At 71.3% G+C, this 17,792-nt stretch carries 16 protein-coding genes and 2 pseudogenes; 8 read left to right on the forward strand and 10 right to left on the reverse strand.

Annotation, left to right across the window (positions count from 1 at the left end; all coding sequences use genetic code 11):
• Positions 1 to 26 precede the first annotated feature (26 nt).
• The gene (locus ABEA26_RS29095; RefSeq protein ID WP_345596353.1) at positions 27 to 1,253 is read left to right on the forward strand and encodes an acyl-CoA dehydrogenase family protein; all 1,227 of its coding nucleotides are present in this window, start codon (positions 27 to 29) and stop codon (positions 1,251 to 1,253) included.
• Here ABEA26_RS29095 and ABEA26_RS29100 read toward each other — a convergent pair.
• The 7 genes and pseudogenes from ABEA26_RS29100 to ABEA26_RS29130 all read right to left on the reverse strand — a co-directional run bounded on the left by ABEA26_RS29100 (position 1,250) and on the right by ABEA26_RS29130 (position 8,162).
• Positions 1,250 to 1,768, reverse strand: coding sequence for a cupin domain-containing protein (locus ABEA26_RS29100; protein ID WP_345596339.1), 519 nt, complete (start codon positions 1,766 to 1,768; stop codon positions 1,250 to 1,252). The genes ABEA26_RS29095 and ABEA26_RS29100 overlap by 4 nt on opposite strands.
• Before the next feature lie 7 nt (positions 1,769 to 1,775).
• Entirely contained in the window at positions 1,776 to 2,996 is a 1,221-nt protein-coding gene (locus ABEA26_RS29105; protein ID WP_345596340.1) for a cytochrome P450, read from the reverse strand.
• Entirely contained in the window at positions 2,993 to 4,129 is a 1,137-nt protein-coding gene (locus ABEA26_RS29110; RefSeq protein ID WP_345596354.1) for a type III polyketide synthase, read from the reverse strand. The genes ABEA26_RS29105 and ABEA26_RS29110 overlap by 4 nt, the downstream gene beginning before the upstream one ends.
• 118 nt (positions 4,130 to 4,247) lie before the next feature.
• On the reverse strand, positions 4,248 to 4,484 hold the full coding sequence (locus ABEA26_RS29115) for a DUF6213 family protein (protein ID WP_345596341.1): 237 nt from the start codon (positions 4,482 to 4,484) through the stop codon (positions 4,248 to 4,250).
• A gap of 25 nt (positions 4,485 to 4,509) precedes the next feature.
• The gene (locus ABEA26_RS29120; RefSeq protein ID WP_345596342.1) at positions 4,510 to 5,895 is read right to left on the reverse strand and encodes an NADP-dependent succinic semialdehyde dehydrogenase; all 1,386 of its coding nucleotides are present in this window, start codon (positions 5,893 to 5,895) and stop codon (positions 4,510 to 4,512) included.
• A 276-nt stretch (positions 5,896 to 6,171) separates the two neighbouring features.
• A pseudogene (locus ABEA26_RS29125) lies at positions 6,172 to 6,627 on the reverse strand (NUDIX hydrolase); the annotation flags it as partial.
• Positions 6,624 to 8,162, reverse strand: a complete 1,539-nt coding sequence (locus ABEA26_RS29130) for an ATP-dependent DNA ligase (protein ID WP_345596343.1) — start codon at positions 8,160 to 8,162, stop codon at positions 6,624 to 6,626. The gene ABEA26_RS29130 and the pseudogene ABEA26_RS29125, both read right to left, overlap by 4 nt.
• Positions 8,163 to 8,561: 399 nt before the next feature.
• Here ABEA26_RS29130 and ABEA26_RS29135 point away from each other — a divergent pair, with 399 nt between their 5' ends.
• The gene (locus tag ABEA26_RS29135) at positions 8,562 to 10,880 is read left to right on the forward strand and encodes a rhamnogalacturonan lyase family protein (RefSeq protein ID WP_345596344.1); all 2,319 of its coding nucleotides are present in this window, start codon (positions 8,562 to 8,564) and stop codon (positions 10,878 to 10,880) included.
• 107 nt (positions 10,881 to 10,987) lie between these two features.
• Here the strand turns inward: ABEA26_RS29135 and ABEA26_RS29140 are convergent, their stop codons facing one another.
• The gene (locus ABEA26_RS29140; RefSeq protein ID WP_345596345.1) at positions 10,988 to 11,950 is read right to left on the reverse strand and encodes an NAD(P)/FAD-dependent oxidoreductase; all 963 of its coding nucleotides are present in this window, start codon (positions 11,948 to 11,950) and stop codon (positions 10,988 to 10,990) included.
• Positions 11,951 to 12,012: 62 nt separating this feature from the next.
• Here ABEA26_RS29140 and ABEA26_RS29145 point away from each other — a divergent pair, with 62 nt between their 5' ends.
• The 6 genes from ABEA26_RS29145 (at position 12,013) to ABEA26_RS29170 (ending at position 17,274) form a co-directional block, all read left to right on the forward strand.
• Positions 12,013 to 12,588 carry a helix-turn-helix domain-containing protein gene (locus ABEA26_RS29145; protein WP_345596346.1) on the forward strand — a complete coding sequence of 192 codons (576 nt, stop codon included), beginning with the start codon at positions 12,013 to 12,015 and terminating at the stop codon, positions 12,586 to 12,588.
• Positions 12,589 to 12,674: 86 nt separating this feature from the next.
• Complete coding sequence (locus tag ABEA26_RS29150) at positions 12,675 to 13,655, forward strand: NADPH:quinone oxidoreductase family protein (protein WP_345596347.1); 981 nt, start codon at positions 12,675 to 12,677, stop codon at positions 13,653 to 13,655.
• Positions 13,652 to 14,833: an acyl-CoA dehydrogenase family protein gene (locus ABEA26_RS29155; RefSeq protein WP_345596348.1), complete on the forward strand. Its 1,182-nt coding sequence runs from the start codon at positions 13,652 to 13,654 to the stop codon at positions 14,831 to 14,833. Before ABEA26_RS29150 ends, ABEA26_RS29155 begins: the two co-directional genes overlap by 4 nt.
• On the forward strand, positions 14,830 to 15,918 hold the full coding sequence (locus ABEA26_RS29160; protein WP_345596349.1) for an acyl-CoA dehydrogenase family protein: 1,089 nt from the start codon (positions 14,830 to 14,832) through the stop codon (positions 15,916 to 15,918). The genes ABEA26_RS29155 and ABEA26_RS29160 overlap by 4 nt, the downstream gene beginning before the upstream one ends.
• Before the next feature lie 182 nt (positions 15,919 to 16,100).
• Positions 16,101 to 16,964 carry a phosphatidylinositol-specific phospholipase C/glycerophosphodiester phosphodiesterase family protein gene (locus ABEA26_RS29165; protein WP_345596350.1) on the forward strand — a complete coding sequence of 288 codons (864 nt, stop codon included), beginning with the start codon at positions 16,101 to 16,103 and terminating at the stop codon, positions 16,962 to 16,964.
• A 115-nt stretch (positions 16,965 to 17,079) separates the two neighbouring features.
• A complete protein-coding gene (locus ABEA26_RS29170) occupies positions 17,080 to 17,274 on the forward strand; it encodes a hypothetical protein (protein ID WP_345596351.1) in 195 nt (64 codons plus the stop codon).
• 119 nt (positions 17,275 to 17,393) lie between these two features.
• Here the strand turns inward: ABEA26_RS29170 and ABEA26_RS29175 are convergent.
• Together ABEA26_RS29175 and ABEA26_RS29180 are read right to left on the reverse strand one after the other, a co-directional pair.
• Positions 17,394 to 17,510 (reverse strand): annotated as a pseudogene (locus ABEA26_RS29175) (DUF779 domain-containing protein); the annotation flags it as partial.
• Positions 17,511 to 17,516: 6 nt separating this feature from the next.
• The gene (locus ABEA26_RS29180) at positions 17,517 to 17,738 is read right to left on the reverse strand and encodes a hypothetical protein (protein ID WP_345596352.1); all 222 of its coding nucleotides are present in this window, start codon (positions 17,736 to 17,738) and stop codon (positions 17,517 to 17,519) included.
• Positions 17,739 to 17,792 lie beyond the last annotated feature (54 nt).

The raw sequence follows: 17,792 nt of genomic DNA on the forward strand, positions 1-17,792 counted from the left end.
CATGCACGTGCGTCACTGGAGGGGACATGGCCGGGTTCACCATGGAGCTCAACGACGAACAGAAGGAGGTCCGGGACTGGCTGCACGGCTTCGCCGCCGACGTCATCCGTCCCGCCGCCGCCGAATGGGACGAGCGTGAGGAGACTCCCTGGCCGGTCATCCAGGAGGCCGCCAAGGTTGGCATCTATTCCCTGGACTTCTACGCCCAGCAGTACTTCGACCCCACCGGCCTCGGCATCCCCATGGCGATGGAGGAGCTGTTCTGGGGTGACGCCGGCATCGCGCTGTCCATAGTCGGCACCGGCCTCGCCGCGGTCGGTGTCCTCGCCAACGGCACCGATGAGCAGATCGGCACCTGGATCCCCCAGATGTACGGCGACGCCGACGACGTCAAGGTCGCCGCCTTCTGCTCCTCCGAGCCCGACGCCGGCTCCGACGTGGCCTCCATGCGCACGCGTGCCGTGTACGACCAGGCCAAGGACGAGTGGGTGCTCAACGGCACCAAGACCTGGGCGACCAACGGCGGCATCGCCAACGTCCACGTCGTCGTCGCGGTCGTCGACCCGGACCTCGGCTCCAAGGGCCACGCCTCCTTCATCGTGCCGCCGGACACCCCGGGGCTGTCCCAGGGCCAGAAGTTCAAGAAACACGGCATCCGTGCCTCGCACACCGCCGAGGTCGTCCTCGACAACGTGCGCGTCCCCGGTTCCTGCCTGCTCGGCGGGAAGGAGAAACTGGACGCGCGCCTGGCCCGCGCCCGGGAGAAGGCGAAGAAGGGCGGAGAGCGTGTGAAGAACGCGGCGATGGCCACCTTCGAGGCCTCGCGCCCGGCGGTCGGCGCCATGGCGGTAGGCACCGCCCGGGCCGCGTACGAGGTCGCCCTCGAGTACGCCCAGACCCGCGAGCAGTTCGGCCGCCCGATCATCGACAACCAGGGCGTCGCCTTCCAGCTCGCGGACATGCGCACCTCGATCGACGCGGCGCGGCTGCTGGTGTGGCGGGCCTCGTGGATGGCGGTCAACGGCAAGCCGTTCACGGCGGCCGAGGGCTCGATGTCGAAGCTGTTCGCGAGTGAGACGGCGAAGAAGGTGACCGCCCAGGCGATCCAGATCCTGGGCGGCAACGGGTACACGCGCGAGTACCCGGTGGAACGGATGCACCGCGACTCCGCGATCTACACGATCTTCGAGGGCACGAGTGAGATCCAGCGGCTGGTGATCGCCCGGACGCTGGCGGGGATGCCGATTCGTTAACGATGCCTGAGCGGCGTCAGCTGCTCGATGTCGTACTTGCCCCTCAACGCCTCGATGGCCTCGTGGTCCGGCGGGCCCCCGTCCGACAGGATCTCCAGCAGTTCCTCGAAGTAGCGTTCGTGGTCCGGAGGCGGTCCGGCCTGGAAGAACATCTTGGCCGGCTCGCCCGTCGGGTTCGCGAAGGCGTGCGGGCAGCCGGGCGGCACGACGATGACCGTGCCCGGGGTGGCGCGCACCATCCGGTTGCCGGTACTCGACTCCCACTTCTGCCAGTTGTCGGGCGTACGCACGCGCGGCTCGAAGGCGAGCACGTCCAGTTCGCCCTCCAGCACGTAGAACAGCTCCTCGCTGCGGGTGTGCACGTGGGCGCCGACGTCGAAGCCCGGCGGCACGACGACCTCGAAGGTGGAGGCCATGCGCGAATGCGAACCGGTCACCTTGAAGGTCACGTGCTGGGCCGGTGCCTCGACGACCCGGCCGTGACCCGGTGGCACGAGCAGTCCCTCCGTCGTCATCGGGCGTTCACCACGTCACGGGCAGGGCCTCGGGCCCGCGGATCAGCGCGCCCTTCTTGAAGGGCACGCCCTCGGGCGGCACCGCGAGCCTCAGGCCGGGCACCCGGTCCAGGACCGCGTCGACGAGCAGCTCGGACTCCAGCCGGGCGAGCATGCCGCCGGGGCAGTAGTGCGGGCCGAAGCCGAAGGACACATGGGGATTGGGGCCGCGGGTGAAGTCGATCGTGTCCGGGTCGGGGAAGACCTCCGGATCGCGGTTGGCGGCCAGGTACGACACGTAGACCGCGTCACCCGCCCGGATCCGCACCCCTTTGATCTCCACGTCCTCCAGGGCGATCCGGGACAGCCCCACCGCGTTGCGATGGGGAATCCAGCGCAGCAGTTCGTCGATGGCCCGGGGACGGATCTCCGGTTCGGAACGCAGGCGTTCGGCGAGTTCGGGGCGGGTCAGCAGCAGGTAGAACATCTGTCCGCTGTTGTTGGTGACCGCCTCGCCGCCGATCTGCAGCAGGACGGCGAGCCCGACCGCCTCCTCCGACGTGATCTCCCCCCGGCCCACGGCGGCGCCGAGGAGCGAGGTGACGTCCTCACCGGTGCTGTCGGACCGGAGCCCGACGAGGTCGGCGAAGTAGGCGCTCATCTCCTGCTTGGCCTTCTCGCTGACCTCCGCGCCGTGCGACGAGGACAGGATCAGCTGGGTCCACGTGTGCATGCTGTGCCGGTCGGTGGCCGGGACGCCCATCAGCTCGCAGATCACCGCGATGGGGAAGGGGCTCAGCACGGCCGCGGTGAGGTCGGCGGGCGGGCCTGCCTTCAGCATGGCGTCGACGAGTTCGTCGAGCATGCCCCGGGACCGCTCGCGCACGCGCTCCACGCCCCGGGCCGTGAACGCGGCGGCCACCGAGCGGCGCAGCCGGGTGTGGTCGGGCGGGTCGAGGAAGCCGACCGCGCCACGGGCCGGGATGAAGTGCGGGGCGAGCCGGGTGACCTGCCGGTCCATGACGGCCTCGCGGCCGAACCGGGGGTCGTTGGTGACCAGGCGGACGTCGTCGTGGCGGGTCACCAGCCAGGCCCAGCCCTCGCCGTTGGGCAGCGAGACACGGGTGACGGGACCGTCGCGCATCAGCTCGGTCAGGACGGGGTCGAAGTCGGTGCCGGGCAGGTCGAGGGCCGGCCACTCCCGGACGGGCGGAGCGGTCTCCGCCCGGTCGATCGTCTCTTCACTCACGCTTGCCTCACGCCTCGCGTCTCGTCCGCGGTCTGCCAGCGGCCCAGGGACATCTCCGCGGTGATGCCGGGACCGAAACCGGCCAGCAGCCCGCGTGCCCGGTCCTGGACGCCGCCTTCGTCGAAGAGCCTGCGCAGCGCGTCCAGGACGACGGCGCTGGCGATGTTGCCGTACTCGGTGAGCGTGGCCCGGCTGAACCGGAACGCGTGCCGGTCGACGTGCAGGAACGTGCTGAGGTCGTCCAGGATCCGGGGCCCGCCGGCGTGGACGATGTAGAAGTCCAGGTCGGAGGCGTCCCAGCCGTGGGTCTCCGCAAGGTCCCGCAGGGCCGGTGCGAGCGGCTCCATGGTGGCCGGCACCCGCTTGTCCAGCAGGAAATGGAAGCCGGTCGCCTTCACGTCGTACATGATCCACTCTTCGGTCTTCGGGATCAGGTAGGAGCCGTTGCGCTCCAGCCGGACACCGGTGCCGCCCTGTCCGCGGACCACCGCGGCGGCGATGCCGTCGCCGAAGAGGCCGTTGGAGAGCAGGGAGCCCACACCGATGTCGGTGGGCTGGTAGCACAACGAGCAGAACTCGCAGGCCACGATCAGCGCGTTGGCGTCGGGATAAGCGGTGCAGAAGTCGTGGGCCCGGTTGATCGCCGCCCCGCCGGCCGCGCACCCCAGCTGGGCGATGGGGAGCTGCCGCGTGGTGCTGTCGAAGCCCATGTCGTTGATCAGCCACGCCGTGAGCGAGGGCATCATGAAGCCCGTGCACGAGACGTAGACGATCACGTCGATGTCGGTGGTGAGCAGTTCCGCGTCGTCCAGGGCCCGCTGGACCACCGCCGGGACGCGGGCCTTCGCCTCCCGCTCGTAGATCCGGTTGCGGTCCTCGAAGCCGGGGTGCTTCAGGGTCTCCTCGATGGGCTGCACGATGTGCCGGGTGCGTACCCCGGTGTTCTCTATCAGCCGGAGGGCCAGCGGCAGTTGGGGATGGTCGGTGTGGCGCAGGCGCGCCAGCTCCAGCGTCTCCTCCATCGTGATCACGTGCTCTGGAACGGACACCGAAGGTCTGCACAAAGTCGCCATGAACCGTGCCTGCTTTCGCCTCGCGGAAGGCTCTCGCCCCCCGGCCGGAAAGTGGTGCACCTTCTCGGGGTGCTCACCCACGATCACTCACCGGGGCGGCGATCTCTCGCCGGGCTACTCCGTCTCGGGGAGCGGGTGGTGCGGGCGGGGGACGGCCGTCCGGCGGTAAGGAGCGTCGTCAGGAGGACCGGCCACTGCTGTGGGCGATGCACGCCACGTCGATCCGGTCGGCCAGCTTGGCGAGCTCGATGGTGAGGGCGGCGACCGTGTCCTCGTCCAGACTCTCCTCGCCGGCCTCCACCAGCCGCAGCCATCGCCCGCCCACCGTACGCAGGAGTTTGCTCACGTCGGACGCGGCGACCTGCAAAGTGCCGTGGTCGTCGACGATCAGAGGCAGGGTCACTTCGCGGTTCACAAAGGGGATCGTAGTCGCGGAAGGCTCACGCTCCGTGCCATACGGTGGTGATGTTGCAGAACTCCCGGATTCCGTGCCCGGACAGCTCACGCCCGTAGCCCGACCGCTTGACCCCGCCGAACGGAAACGCCGGATGGGAGGCCGTCATCCCGTTGACGTACACGCCGCCCGCCTCCAGGTCCCGTACGAAGCGGTCCACGTCGGTGTCGTCGCGGGTCCACACGTTGGAACTGAGCCCGAAGTCGGTGTCGTTGGCGATCAGTACCGCCTCGTCCAGGTCGGCCGCCCGGTACAGCGTGGCGACCGGGCCGAAGGCCTCCTCGCGATGGATGCGCATCTCGCGGGTCACGTCGGCCAGCACGGTCGGCGGGTAGTACCAGCCGGGCCCGCCCGGGCGCTCGCCTCCGCACAGCACGCTCGCGCCGCCGCGCACCGCGTCGTCGACCAGCTCCACGAGGTCGTTCACGCCCTGCTCGCTGGAGAGCGGGCCGACCTCGGTCCCCTCGTCCATCGGGTCGCCGACCGTCAGCGCCTTCATGCCCTCGGTGAAGCGCGTGACGAAGGCGTCGTACACGTCCGTGTGCACGATGAACCGTTTGGCGGCGATGCAGGACTGCCCGGCGTTCTGCGTGCGCGCGGTCACCGCCACCTGGGCGGCCCGGTCGACGTCGGCGGACGGCATGACGACGAACGGGTCGCTGCCGCCCAGCTCCAGCACGGTCTTCTTGATCATCTCTCCGGCGGTGGAGGCGACCGCGCGGCCGGCGGGCTCGCTGCCGGTGAGCGTCGCGGCCCGCACGCGCTCGTCGCGCAGGATGTCGTCGACCGCTGCGGAGCCGATGAGCAGGGTCTGGAAGCAGCCCTCGGCAAAGCCCGCCCGGTGGAACAGGTCCTCCAGGTACAGGGCGGTCTGCGGCACGTTGGAGGCGTGCTTGAGCAGTCCCACGTTGCCGGCCATCAGCGCGGGCGCCGCGAACCGGATCACCTGCCAGAGCGGGAAGTTCCACGGCATCACCGCGAGCACCGGCCCGAGCGGCCGGTAGCGGACGAGCGCTCGGGAGGCGCCGGAGTCCTTCACGTCGGCCTCGGCGGGCTCCTCGTCGGCCAGCAGCTCGGCCGCGTGGTCGGCGTACCAGCGCATCGCCGTGGCGCACTTGGCGGCCTCCGCGCGGGCCTGCTTGACCGGCTTGCCCATCTCCGTGGTGATGACCTTCCCGATCTCCTTCTGATCCGCCTCCAGAAGATCGGCGGCCCGGCGCATGAGCCCGGCCCGTTCGTAGAACCCCGTCGTCCGGTAGGTGCGGAACGTGGCCTCCGCGAGCTGGAGCCGGCGCTCGATCTCCTCCTCGCCCATGGCCTCGTACGTCCTGAGCGTCTCGCCGTTCGCCGGGTTCACCGTCGCGATGGGCATGGCCGACCTCCCTGGGTGCGGATTCGTGCTTCGACCTTGGCGCGCGGCGTGGGGAGCCGCAACGCGGACGGGGCCTGGTCCGTCGTGCGCGCCCGTGTCGGTAGGTGCGCGCCCCATGCGCCTGCGTGTCGGACGCGCACGTCCGTACGCGCGTGTCGGTGCGTGCGTGCGCGTCCGTAGGTGCGCCAATCGTCACGTCCCGCCACTCGTCACGTCCCGCCACTCGTCGTTGCTCGTCGCTTCTTCGTCGTCGGTTCTCGTCGCTTCTCGTCCGTGCGAGTGCTCAGCCAGCCGGTCGAGAAACGCGGCCTGCGCCTTCACGATCACCTCGCGCGCCCGGTCCACCGGAAACCAGGCCACCCGGTCCAGCTCGGGGAACTCCTCGGTCCGCCCCGACCTCGGCGGCCACTCCATGCGGAACGTGCCGGGGACGACCGCCGCCGGATCGAGGCCGGCCTCGACGGCCCACACCGTGACCACCTTCCCGCCCGCCTGCCGGACCTCCCCGAGCGGTACGGCCACGCCCTCGGGCGGCGGCAGCCCCAGTTCCTCCTCGAACTCGCGCCGGGCCGCCTCCCGGGCAGGCTCGGCGGGGTCGTACTCGCCCTTCGGGACGGTCCACGCCCCGGCGCCCCGGCGGGCGTGGTAGGGGCCGCCCATGTGCCCGAGCAGCACCTGGAGATCCTGGCCGGGTCCGCGCCGATACAGCAGCAGGCCCGCGCTGCGCCTCACGGGGCCGCTCCGGGGTGGGTGGCGAGCAGGGTGTCCACCGTGTCCGCGTCCTCGGGGCGCTTGTCCTCGCGGTAGCGGACCACGCGGGCGAAGCGGAGGGTGACGCCGGGCGGGTACCGCGTGGAGCGCTGGAGGCCGTCGTAGGCGATCTCGACGACGAGTTCGGGGCGTACGGTCACTCCCCAGCCGTGCTCCTCGACGGCCAGCCGCTTCAGGCGTTCGGTCTGCCAGGCCAGCAGCGCGTCGGTCATGCCCTTGAACGTCTTGCCCAGCATGGCGAAGGAGCCGTCGGCGGCGCGGGCGCCGAGGTGGAGGTTGGAGAGCTTTCCGGTGCGGCGGCCGTGGCCCCACTCGGCGGCCAGGACGACCAGGTCGAGGGTGTGGACGGGCTTGACCTTCAGCCAGGAGGCGCCGCGCCGGCCCGCGCTGTAGGCGGCGTCGATCCCCTTGACCACGACGCCCTCGTGCCCGCGCCCCAGTGTCTCGGCGAGGAACTCCTCGGCGGCCGTCGTCTCCTCGGACCCGCGCACCAGCGTGCGCCGTACCCGTGCCGGCTCGGGGACCAGCCGGGCCAGCTCCGCGTGCCGCTCGGTCAGCGGCAGGTCGAGCAGGTCGTGGCCGTCGACGGACAGCGCGTCGAAGAACACGACGGAGACGGGGACCGTCCGCGCGGCGGAGGCCACGTCCGTGCGCGAGCCGACCCGTCCGGCGGTCTCCTGGAAGGAGCGGGGGCGTCCGCTCTCGTCGAACGAGATCACCTCGCCGTCCAGGACGAACCGCTCACCGGGCAGTTCGAGCGCCGCCGCGGTGACCTCGGGGAGCCGGTCGGTGATGTCGTCCAGGGTGCGGGTGTAGAGCCGTACGGTGCCGCCGTCGCGGTGCACCTGGACGCGGATGCCGTCGAGCTTCTCCTCGACGGCCGAGGCGCCCAGTCTGCCGACCGCCTCGGCGACCGAGGAGGCGCTGTGCGCCAGCATCGGCAGGACCGGGCGGCCGACGGTGAGCCGGAACCGGTCCAGGGCGCCGGGTCCGTCGGCCAGCAGGGCCTCGGCCACCGTCTGCAGCGAGCCCGCGAGCATCACCGCCCGCCGTACGTCCGCCGGGGGCGCGTCGGTCGCCGAGGCCAGGCCCTCCACGGCGGCCGCTTCCAGGGCGCCCTGCCGGACCTCTCCGGTGAGCAGCCCGACCAGGAAGCGCTGCTCGTCCTCGGTGGCCGCGCCCATCAGCTCGCCGACCAGCCGTGTCCGCTCGGTCTGCGAACCGGCGCCGGACACCGCGCCGAGCCGGGTGAGCCGCGCGTCCACCTCGCGCACGGTCAGGGTCGGTCCGGCGGCCGGTGGGACCGGGCGGCTCAGCACCTTCCAGCCGACGCCGATCCGGCCCTGCGGGAGCCGGCCCGCCAGATACGGGATGACGACCGGCACGTCCGCCGCCTCCGCCTCCCGGAACAGTTCCGCGAGCAGGGCGGTCTTCCGGGACCGCGCCGATGTGGCGGCGATCTCCTGGGACACCTGGGCCAACCGGGCAAGCAGCATGCAGTCAGAGTGCACCGCGGAGGCCGGGACCACACCCGCGCGCCTCGCCCGGTCGGTCTGCGGGGCGGACGCCGGGCTACCCGGGCACTTCGCCGCCGCTGAGCACCCGCACTCCTCGGAGCGAGAGCAGTCGACGCACCGCCGTGAATCGGTCGCATCCAGGGCGACCGACACATCCTTACGTTCCTTACGTCAGAAATCCACTTGATCAAACAAATTGCCACATTCAGTCCCTGCACGCGTCTTGCCGTGCCCGGCGGCCCGCCTCTAGCCTCAATGGGAGCGCTCCCATCCATCCCGAAACAGGCTTCTCTCGCGCCCGACCTGAGTGAATCGTTTCATTCAATGCGTCGGGAAGCGCGCGAGCAAGCACGTACCCGCCCCCTGAAGGAGCCGCCCATGTCCGTCCGGAGTTCGCGAAGATCCCGAGGACCGCTCACGTATCTGCTGGCGGTGTTACTGGCCGCCGTCTCGCTTGTCGCGCTGCCCGTGTCCAGCGCGAGCGCAGCCGTGATCGACACGTCCGCCTACTACCAGCTGGTCTCACGCCACAGTGGCAAGGCCGTCGACATCTTCGAAGGTTCCACCGCCAATGGCGCAAGGGTCGTCCAGTGGGCCCCTGGAACCGTCGCCAACCAGCAGTTCCAGTTCGTCGATTCGGGCAACGGATACTACCGGATCAGGGCCCGGCACAGTGGCAAGGTGCTCGACGTCGAGGGGCGGTCCACTGCCAACGGCGCGAACGTGGTGCAGTGGACGGACAACAACGCCGTCAACCAGCAGTTCAGCGTGGTCGACATCGACAGCCAGTATGTGCAGCTGATCAACCGCAACAGTGGCAAGGCTCTGGACGTCTGGGAGCGGTCGGCAGGAGACGGTGCCCGGATCTCGCAGTACGACGACGTCGACGGCTTCAACCAGCAGTGGCGGCTGGTCAAGGTCGACGGCGGCACCAGCCCGGATCCCGATCCGCCGGTCGGTGACGCCTTGCAGATGGAGGAGCTGAACCGGGGCCTGGTCTCGGTGCGCTCGGGCTCGGGCAATCTGGTGTCCTGGCGGCTGCTGGGCACCGAGGGCTACGACACGGCGTTCAACGTGTACCGCGACGGCGCGAAGGTGAACGGCTCACCGGTCACCGACTCCACCAACTACCTGGACAGCGGCGCCCCTTCCAATGCCTCCTACACCGTGCGCGCGGTGGTGGACGGCACGGAGCAGCAGGTTTCGGAGTCCTCGCTGCGTTTCACCGGCGGCAACTACCTCGACGTGCCGCTGTCTTCGCCCGGCTCGGGTTACACGCCGGTGGAGGCGAGCCCGGGTGACGTGGACGGCGACGGGCAGTACGAGCTGATCGTCAAGTGGGATCCGGGCAACGCGAAGGACAACTCGCAGTCCGGTGTGACCGGAAACGTCTACATCGACGCCTACCGGCTCAGCGGCCAGCGGCTGTGGCGTATCGACCTGGGCCGCAACATCCGGGCCGGGGCGCACTACACGCAGTTCCAGGTGTACGACTACGACGGCGACGGCCGGGCGGAGGTGGCCCTGAAGACGGCGGACGCCACGCGCGACGGCCAGGGCACGGTCATCGGCGACGCGGGTGCCGACCACCGCAATGCCGGCGGTTACATCCTGGCCGGACCCGAGTACCTGACCATGTTCAACGGTCTGACCGGCGCCGCGATGTCCACGGTCAACTACGATCCGCCGCGGGGCAACGTCTCCTCCTGGGGCGACGACTACGGCAATCGCGTGGACCGCTTCCTGGCCGGTACCGCCTACCTCGACGGTCGGCGCCCGTCCCTGGTCATGGCCCGTGGCTATTACACCCGCGCTGTGATCGCCGCCTGGGACTTCCGCGACGGCCGGCTCGTCAAACGCTGGACGTTCGACTCCAACTCCTCCGGCAACGGCGCCGCGTACGGCCAGGGCAACCACCAGCTGTCCGTCGCCGACGTCGACGCCGACGGCCGCCAGGAAATCGTCTACGGCTCCGCGACCATCGACGACAACGGCCGGCTGATGCACACCACGGGCTTCGGTCACGGCGACGCCCTGCACGTCGGCGACTTCGCGCCCGACCGCACCGGCCTGGAGGTCTTCAGTATCCACGAGTCGGGCGATCAGCCCGGCTCCGACCTGCACGACGCCCGCACCGGGCAGGTCATCCACCGCACCCCCACCAGCGGCTCCGAGGGGCCGGGCCGCGGCGTGGCCGGTGACATCCACGCCGGTAACCCAGGCGCCGAGTTGTGGGGTTCCGGACCGAACATGAGTAACCTGCGCAACACCCTTGGCGGCAACGTCGGCCGCAACCCGTCCTCGGCGAACTTCCTCGCCTGGTGGGACGCCGACCCGGTGCGCGAACTGCTGAACGACACCCGGATCGACAAGTACGGCACCGGCGGCGACACCCGGCTGCTCACCGGCAGCGGCGTCGCCTCCAGCAACGGCACCAAGTCCACCCCGGTGCTCTCGGGCGATCTGTTCGGCGACTGGCGCGAGGAAGTCATCTGGCGCCACTCCGGCAACAACGCCCTGCGCATCTACGCCACGTCCACCCCGACGACCACCAAACTGCACACCCTGGCCCACGACGCCCAATACCGCGTCGCCCTGGCCTGGCAGAACACCGCCTACAACCAGCCGCCCCACCCCAGCTACTTCCTCGGCGCCGGCATGACCCGCCCGCCGCAGCCCAACATCTACGTGCGCTGACGGCTTCCCGCCGGCACACGGGAAGGAACAACACCTCGAGCCCGGCCGGGACAGCCCCGGCCGGCTTCGGGCCCCCGGCCGGCGAAGGCGAGGGTGAAGGTGCACTGTCATGCGTCCAGGTCCGACATGATCAGGTCGCCGACGATCGCCGACGCCGCGCGGTAGCCGCCGCTGGCCGCGTGGACGACCTGCTCGCCGAACCCCATGGCGTTGCCGGCGGTCCACACGCCGGGCACGGTGGTCCGGCCGGTCGGGTCCACCACGGGATAGGCGCCGAACGGGGTCTCCCGCAGTTCGGCACCGAGCCGCTCCATCAGCCCGGTCTGCGGTACGGCCTGGGGAGCGACGAACATCACCGAGCGGTCGTGCTCCGTGCCGTCCGTCAGCCGGACCCCGGTGAGCCGGTCGTCCTCGACCCGCAGCCCGGCGACCTCGCCGGGCACCACCTCGACCCCGGCCGCGGCGAGCCGGCGCAGGTCGTCGTCGGACAGCTCCTCCTCCGGGACCGTGTGCAGGAAGAGCGTCACGTCGTCCGACCAGCCGGACACCATCAGCGCCTGGTGCACGCTGAGCGGGCCGGCGGCGAGAACGCCGAAGCGCTCGTCGCGCACCTCCCAGCCGTGGCAGAACGGGCAGTGCAGCACGTCCCGGCCGAACCGCTCGGTGACGCCGGGCACCGTCGGCAGCTCGTCCTCGAGGCCGGTGGTGACGACCAGTCGGCGAGCACGGACGGCGCGCCCGCCGGCCAACTCCACGGTGATGTCCTCGCCCGCCCCCTCGCTCCGGGACACGTCCACCGCCCGGTCGCGGACCAGCTCCACGTCGTACCGCGCGATCTCCTCGCGGCCGAGCTCCAGGAACTCGGCGGGCGACATGCCGTCCCGGGTCAGATAGCCCTGCATGTGGGCCGAGGGCGCGTTGCGCGGCTCGCCGGCGTCGACGACCAGGGTGCGCAGCCGCGAGCGGCCCAGGACGAGTGCGGCGGAGAGTCCGGCCGCACCGCCGCCGACGACGGCCACGTCGTACTTCTCGGTCAGGTCCTTGTTCTGGGTCACGGTGACCACCTCCACGTAGAAGGTCGCTCGGACACCGCGGGATTGACAAATGTGTTTGCCGGTTCTGCAATATGTGCATGACGACTGCAGACGATGTCCTCGCGGGCGTGGGCCCGAGGCTCCGCCAGGTGCGCAAGGAGCGGGAGGTGACGCTGGCCGCGCTGTCCGAGACGACCGGCATATCGGTGAGCACTCTGTCGCGGCTGGAGTCGGGGCTGCGCAAGCCGAGCCTCGAACTGCTGCTGCCGATCGCCCAGGCCCACCAGGTGCCGCTGGACGAGCTGGTCGGCGCCCCGCGGGTCGGCGATCCCCGGGTGCGTGGCAAGCCCATCGTGCGCCACGGTCGCACCCACTGGCCCCTCACCCGCCAGCCGGGCGGGCTCCAGGCGTTCAAGGTGCTGGAGCCCTCACGGAAGGAGGAACCGGACCCGCGGACCCACGAGGGGTACGAGTGGCTCTACGTCCTGTCCGGCAGGCTGCGGCTCGTGCTCGGCAACCACGACGTGGTGCTGTCGGCGGGGGAGGCCGCGGAGTTCGACACCCGGGTGCCGCACTGGTTCGGGTCGACGGGGGAAGGGCCGGCGGAGTTTCTCAGCCTGTTCGGCCCGCAGGGGGAGCGGATGCACGTACGAGCGCGGCCCACGCAGGGGTGACTCCTCGCAACCTGTTCCCCGATTGGCAAGCGACCGCTTAGTATGCGGGAGACCCGGTCGGACGACGCAGTCGGTGGAGGCCACGCATGCAGGCATGGCAGGTGCACGAGAACGGCGAGCCGGGCGAGGTGATGCGTCTCGCGGACGTGGCACCGCCGACGCCCGGCGACGGCCAGGTCCTGCTGAGGGTCCGCGCCGCGAACATCAACTTCCCCGACGCGCTGATGTGCCGGGGCCAGTACCAGGTCAGGCCGCCGCTGCCCTTCACACCGGGCGTGGAGATCTGCGGCGAGACCGAGGACGGGCGCCGGGTCCTCGCCAACCCCGCGCTGCCGCACGGCGGCTTCGCCCAGTACGCCGTCGCGGACTCCCGCGCCCTGCTGTCCGCACCGGACGCCCTGGACGACGCCGAGGCCGCCGCCCTGCACATCGGCTACCAGACCGGCTGGTTCGGCCTGCACCGCCGGGCCCGGCTGGAGGCCGGCGAGACCCTGCTCGTGCACGCCGCCGCCGGAGGGGTCGGCAGCGCGGCCGTGCAGCTCGGCAAGGCCGCCGGTGCCACCGTCATCGGCGTCGTCGGCGGCACCGAGAAAGCGGCCGTCGCCCGCGAACTGGGCTGCGACGTGGTAGTCGACCGGCACGGCGAGGATGTCATCGCCGCCGTGAAGGAGGCCACCGGCGGTCGGGGCGCCGACGTGATCTACGACCCGGTGGGCGGCCAGGCCTACGCCCAGTCCGCCAAGGCCGTCGCCTTCGAGGGCCGCATCGTCGTCGTCGGCTTCGCGAGCGGCACGATCCCCAGCCCCGCGCTGAACCACGCCCTGGTGAAGAACTACGCGATCCTCGGCCTGCACTGGGGCCTGTACAACACCAAGAACCCGAAGCTGGTCCAGCACTGCCACGAACAGCTCACCGAGCTGGCCGCACGGGGCGCCGTCAAGCCGCTGGTGAGTGAGCGGGTACCGCTCACCGGGGCCGCGGACGCCGTGCAGCGCGTCGCCGACGGCCGGACGACCGGCCGGGTGGCCGTCGTACCGGAACAGCAGGAGAAGGGAGCCGCCGCATGACCGACGCAGCGGAACTGCGCCGCCGTACCAAGGAGCTGCTGGCCGCGCATCCACCGGCCACCACCGAACGCCTGGACTTCCTCCGGGCCCGCTTCGACGCCGGACTGGCCTGGGTGCACTACCCCGAGGGCCTCGGCGGACTCGCCGCACCCCGCTCCCTCCAGGCCGTCGTGGACGCCGAACTGGCGGCCGCGGGCGCCCCCGACAACGACCCGCGGCGCATCGGCATCGGCCTCGGCATGGCCGCCCCGACCATCCTCCAGTACGGCACCGAGGAGCAGAAGCAGAGCCTTCTGCGCCCGCTGTGGACCGGCGAGGAGGTCTGGTGCCAGCTCTTCAGCGAGCCGGGCGCCGGCTCCGACCTGGCCGCGCTCGGCACCCGGGCGGTCCGTGAGGGCGAGGACTGGGTGGTCAACGGGCAGAAGGTGTGGACGTCCAGCGCGCACCTCGCCCGCTGGGCGATCCTCATCGCCCGTACCGACCCGGACGTGCCCAAGCACCGGGGCATCACCTACTTCGTGTGTGACATGACCGATCCCGGTGTCGAGGTCCGGCCGCTGCGCCAGATCACCGGCGAGGCCGAGTTCAACGAGGTGTTCCTCAGCGACGTCCGCATCCCCGACTCCCGCCGCCTGGGCGGGACCGGCGACGGCTGGCGGGTCGCGCAGACCACGCTGAACAACGAGCGCGTCGCCATCGGCGGTACCGCGATCCCCCGCGAGGGCGGCATGATCGGCAAGGTCGCCGCGACCTGGCGGGAACGCCCCGACCTGCGCACCCACGACCTGCACCAGCGACTGCTGGGCCTGTGGGTCGAGGCCGAGGTCGCCCGCCTCACCGGCGTACGCCTGCGCCAGCAGCTGGTGGCCGGCCAGCCGGGCCCCGAGGGTGCCGGCATGAAGCTGAACTTCGCCCGCCTCAACCAGGAGATCAGCGGCCTGGAGGTCGAACTCCTCGGCGAGGAGGGCCTGCTGTACGAGGACTGGGCCATGCGCCGCCCCGACCACGTGGACTTCACCGGCCGCGACGCCGGGTACCGCTACCTGCGCTCCAAGGGCAACAGCATCGAGGGCGGGACCAGCGAGGTCCTGCTGAACATCGTCGCCGAGCGCGTCCTGGGCCTGCCCGCCGAACCGCGCACCGACAAGGACGTCGCATGGAAGGACCTCGCCCGATGAGCGCACAGTCGGAACCCGGCCTTCTCCACTCGGAGGAGGAAGAGGCGCTGCGCGCCGCCGTCCGGGACCTGCTCACCGACCACTGCAACCCGGCGGGCGTCATCACCCGCACCGAGTCGGCCGCCCCGCACGACGTGTCGCTGTGGAAGGCGCTCTCCGACTCGATGGGCCTCGCGGGCCTGCTGATCCCCGAGGAGCTGGGCGGCCAGGGCGCCACCCACCGGGAGACCGCGGTGGTCCTGGAGGAGCTCGGCCGCGCGGTCGCGCCGGTGCCCTACCTGACGAGCGCCGTCGTCGCCACCGAGGCGCTGCTGGCCTGCGAAGCCGACGACCTGCTCACCGAACTGGCGTCCGCGACGACCATCGCCGCACTCGCCGTCGGCCTGCACGTCGCACCGAACGGCGCCGTCCCGCACGTACGGCTCGAAGAAGGGCGCCTGCACGGGGAGCTGACCGGCATCGCCGACGCCGCCGTCGCCGACATGCTGCTGGTGCCCGCGAACGACGGGGGACTGTACGCGGTCCACGCCGCCGACGTGACCGTCACTCCGCAGGTGTCCCTGGACCCGACCCGGCCGGTGGCGCGCGTAACCCTCGACGGCGCGTCCGGGCGGCGGCTCGGCGACGCCGGACTCGCCGTACGGCGTGCCCTGCGGGCCGGTGCCGGTCTGCTCGCCTCCGAGCAACTGGGCCTCGCCGACCGGCTGCTGACCGATACGGTCCGCTACCTCAAGGAGCGCAGGCAGTTCAACCGCCAGGTCGGCGGATTCCAGGCACTCAAGCACCGGCTCGCCGGGCTGTGGCTTCAGGTCGCGGGCCTGCGCGCCGCCGCCCGCAACGCGGCAGACGCGCTGTCGACCGGCGAGGACACCGATGTGGCCGTCGCCGTGGCCCAGGCGTACGCGGGCCAGGTCGCCGTCCACGCCGCCGAGGAGGCGCTGCAACTGCACGGCGGTATCGGCATGACGTGGGAGCACCCGGTCCACCTGTACCTCAAGCGTGCCAAGGCCGACTCGATCGCCTACGGCGTGGCGGGCACCCACCGGGAGGCGCTGGCCGAACTGGTCGACCTCCGCGCACCCTGACGTCCGTCCGTCCTGTCCGGTCGATGCCCGTCCCACCAGGGGCGGGCATCGACCGCACCGCCGTGGGACGACATGAACGACCGGCGGCGGTCCGGCCAACTCCCCGCACGGATCTGCTCCCCGAAGGTATCGGGACCCCATACTCACAGGCGTCCCGTACGGCACTTCCAGGGAGGCAGAGCATGGCCCTCACCACCCGACGCAGAGCCCTCACCACTCTCGGCGCCGCCCTCGCGGGCGCGGTCGCACTGCCCGCCGGCACCGCACTGGCGGGCGAAGGCAGGCACGGGCCGCGCCCGTTGTGGCGCGCCCACGCCCACAACGACTACGAGCACCCCCGCCCCCTCCTCGACGCCCTCGACCACCGTTTCGGCAGCGTCGAGGCCGACATCTACCTGGTCGACGGCCAACTCCTCGTCGCCCACGACCCCGAGGACCTCGACCCGGCCCGCACCCTGGAGTCCCTTTACCTCGACCCCCTCGCCGCCCGCGTCCGCGCTCAACACGGCCGGGTGTACCGGCGGGACCGCCGCGCCCTGCAGCTCCTGATCGACATCAAGACCGAGGGATCGTCGACGTACCTCGAGCTCGACCGCCATCTGCGCCGCTACAGGCACCTGTTCACCACCTACGCCCATGGCCGGGTGTTCCCCGGCGCGGTCACCGCGGTGATCTCCGGGAACCGGGCGGCCCGCGCACCCATGGAGGCGCAGCGCACGCGCCGGGCCTTCTACGACGGCCGCCTCACCGACCTCGGCAGCTCCGCACCGGCCTCCTTCGTCCCGCTGATCAGCGACAACTGGACGCTCAACTTCACCTGGCGGGGCGTGGGCGCCTTCCCGGCGGCCGAGCGGCGCAAGCTGCGGGCCATCGTCGGCGCGGCGCACTCCCGCGGGCAGCGGGTCCGGTTCTGGGCCACGCCCGATGTCGCGGGCCCCGCGCGGGACGCCGTATGGGCCGAACTGCTCGCCGCCGGCGTCGACCATCTCAACACCGACGACCTCGCCGGCCTGGAGGCCTTCCTCGACGCCCACCGGGCCGCGTAGGAAGCCGACAAAACAGTACTCGTTCGGAGGACAGGTCAGCCGCCCGGACGAACCCTCCGCTACGCCACACTTACGGCCGAACGCCGCGAAGTGGACGCGGCGGAGGAGGTTGACGATGGCTATTTCCATCTCTGTGGTGCTGCTGCTGTCCGTCCTGGCGGTGATCTTCCTGCGCAACGGCGGGCTGAAGATCTCGCACGCGCTGGTGTGCCTGCTGCTGGGCTTCTATCTGGCCGGTACGAACATCGCACCGACCATCAACAGCGGTCTGACCGCGACGGCGGACATCGTCGGCAGTCTCAGGCCGTAGGCAGCGGTCGGCGGGTCGCCGATCGGTCGGTGGACGCCGGTCGGTCGGTGGACGGCGGTCGGCCGGCGCGCGGGAGGGGGTGGCAGGGCAAGGATGCGCCGGTGGCCCCGAGGCGGGCGCTACGCGTCGATGACGCGGGAGCGGATGAGGAAGCGGACCCCCTCGGGCGCCTCCAGCGAGAAGCCGCTGCCCCGGCCCGCGACGACGTCCACGATCAGTCTGGTGTGGCTCCACAAGTGGCTTTACTGATGTCGGTCGGCAGTGCGGGCTGTCACCTCGTCGATGAGGTCGAGCACGTCGCCGAGTCGGCCGCGGAGTCGCTCGACCATGAGGATGAGGCCGGCAGCTTCCAGCTGCGCGAGGTCTTCGGCGCGGGCGGAGTCGAGGTCGCGGCGCGCGTAGTCGATGCGGGCTCGCTGGAGGGCGGTGAGGGTCCCTGTGGGGTGGGACTGCTCATCGGTCATGTGGTGCCACCTGCTGCTCTGTCGTGCCGGGGATGGTGCCGTGGGGGGCGTGGG

This window comes from Streptomyces marokkonensis (genome assembly GCF_039539045.1).
Classification (GTDB): Bacteria; Actinomycetota; Actinomycetes; order Streptomycetales; family Streptomycetaceae; genus Streptomyces; species Streptomyces marokkonensis.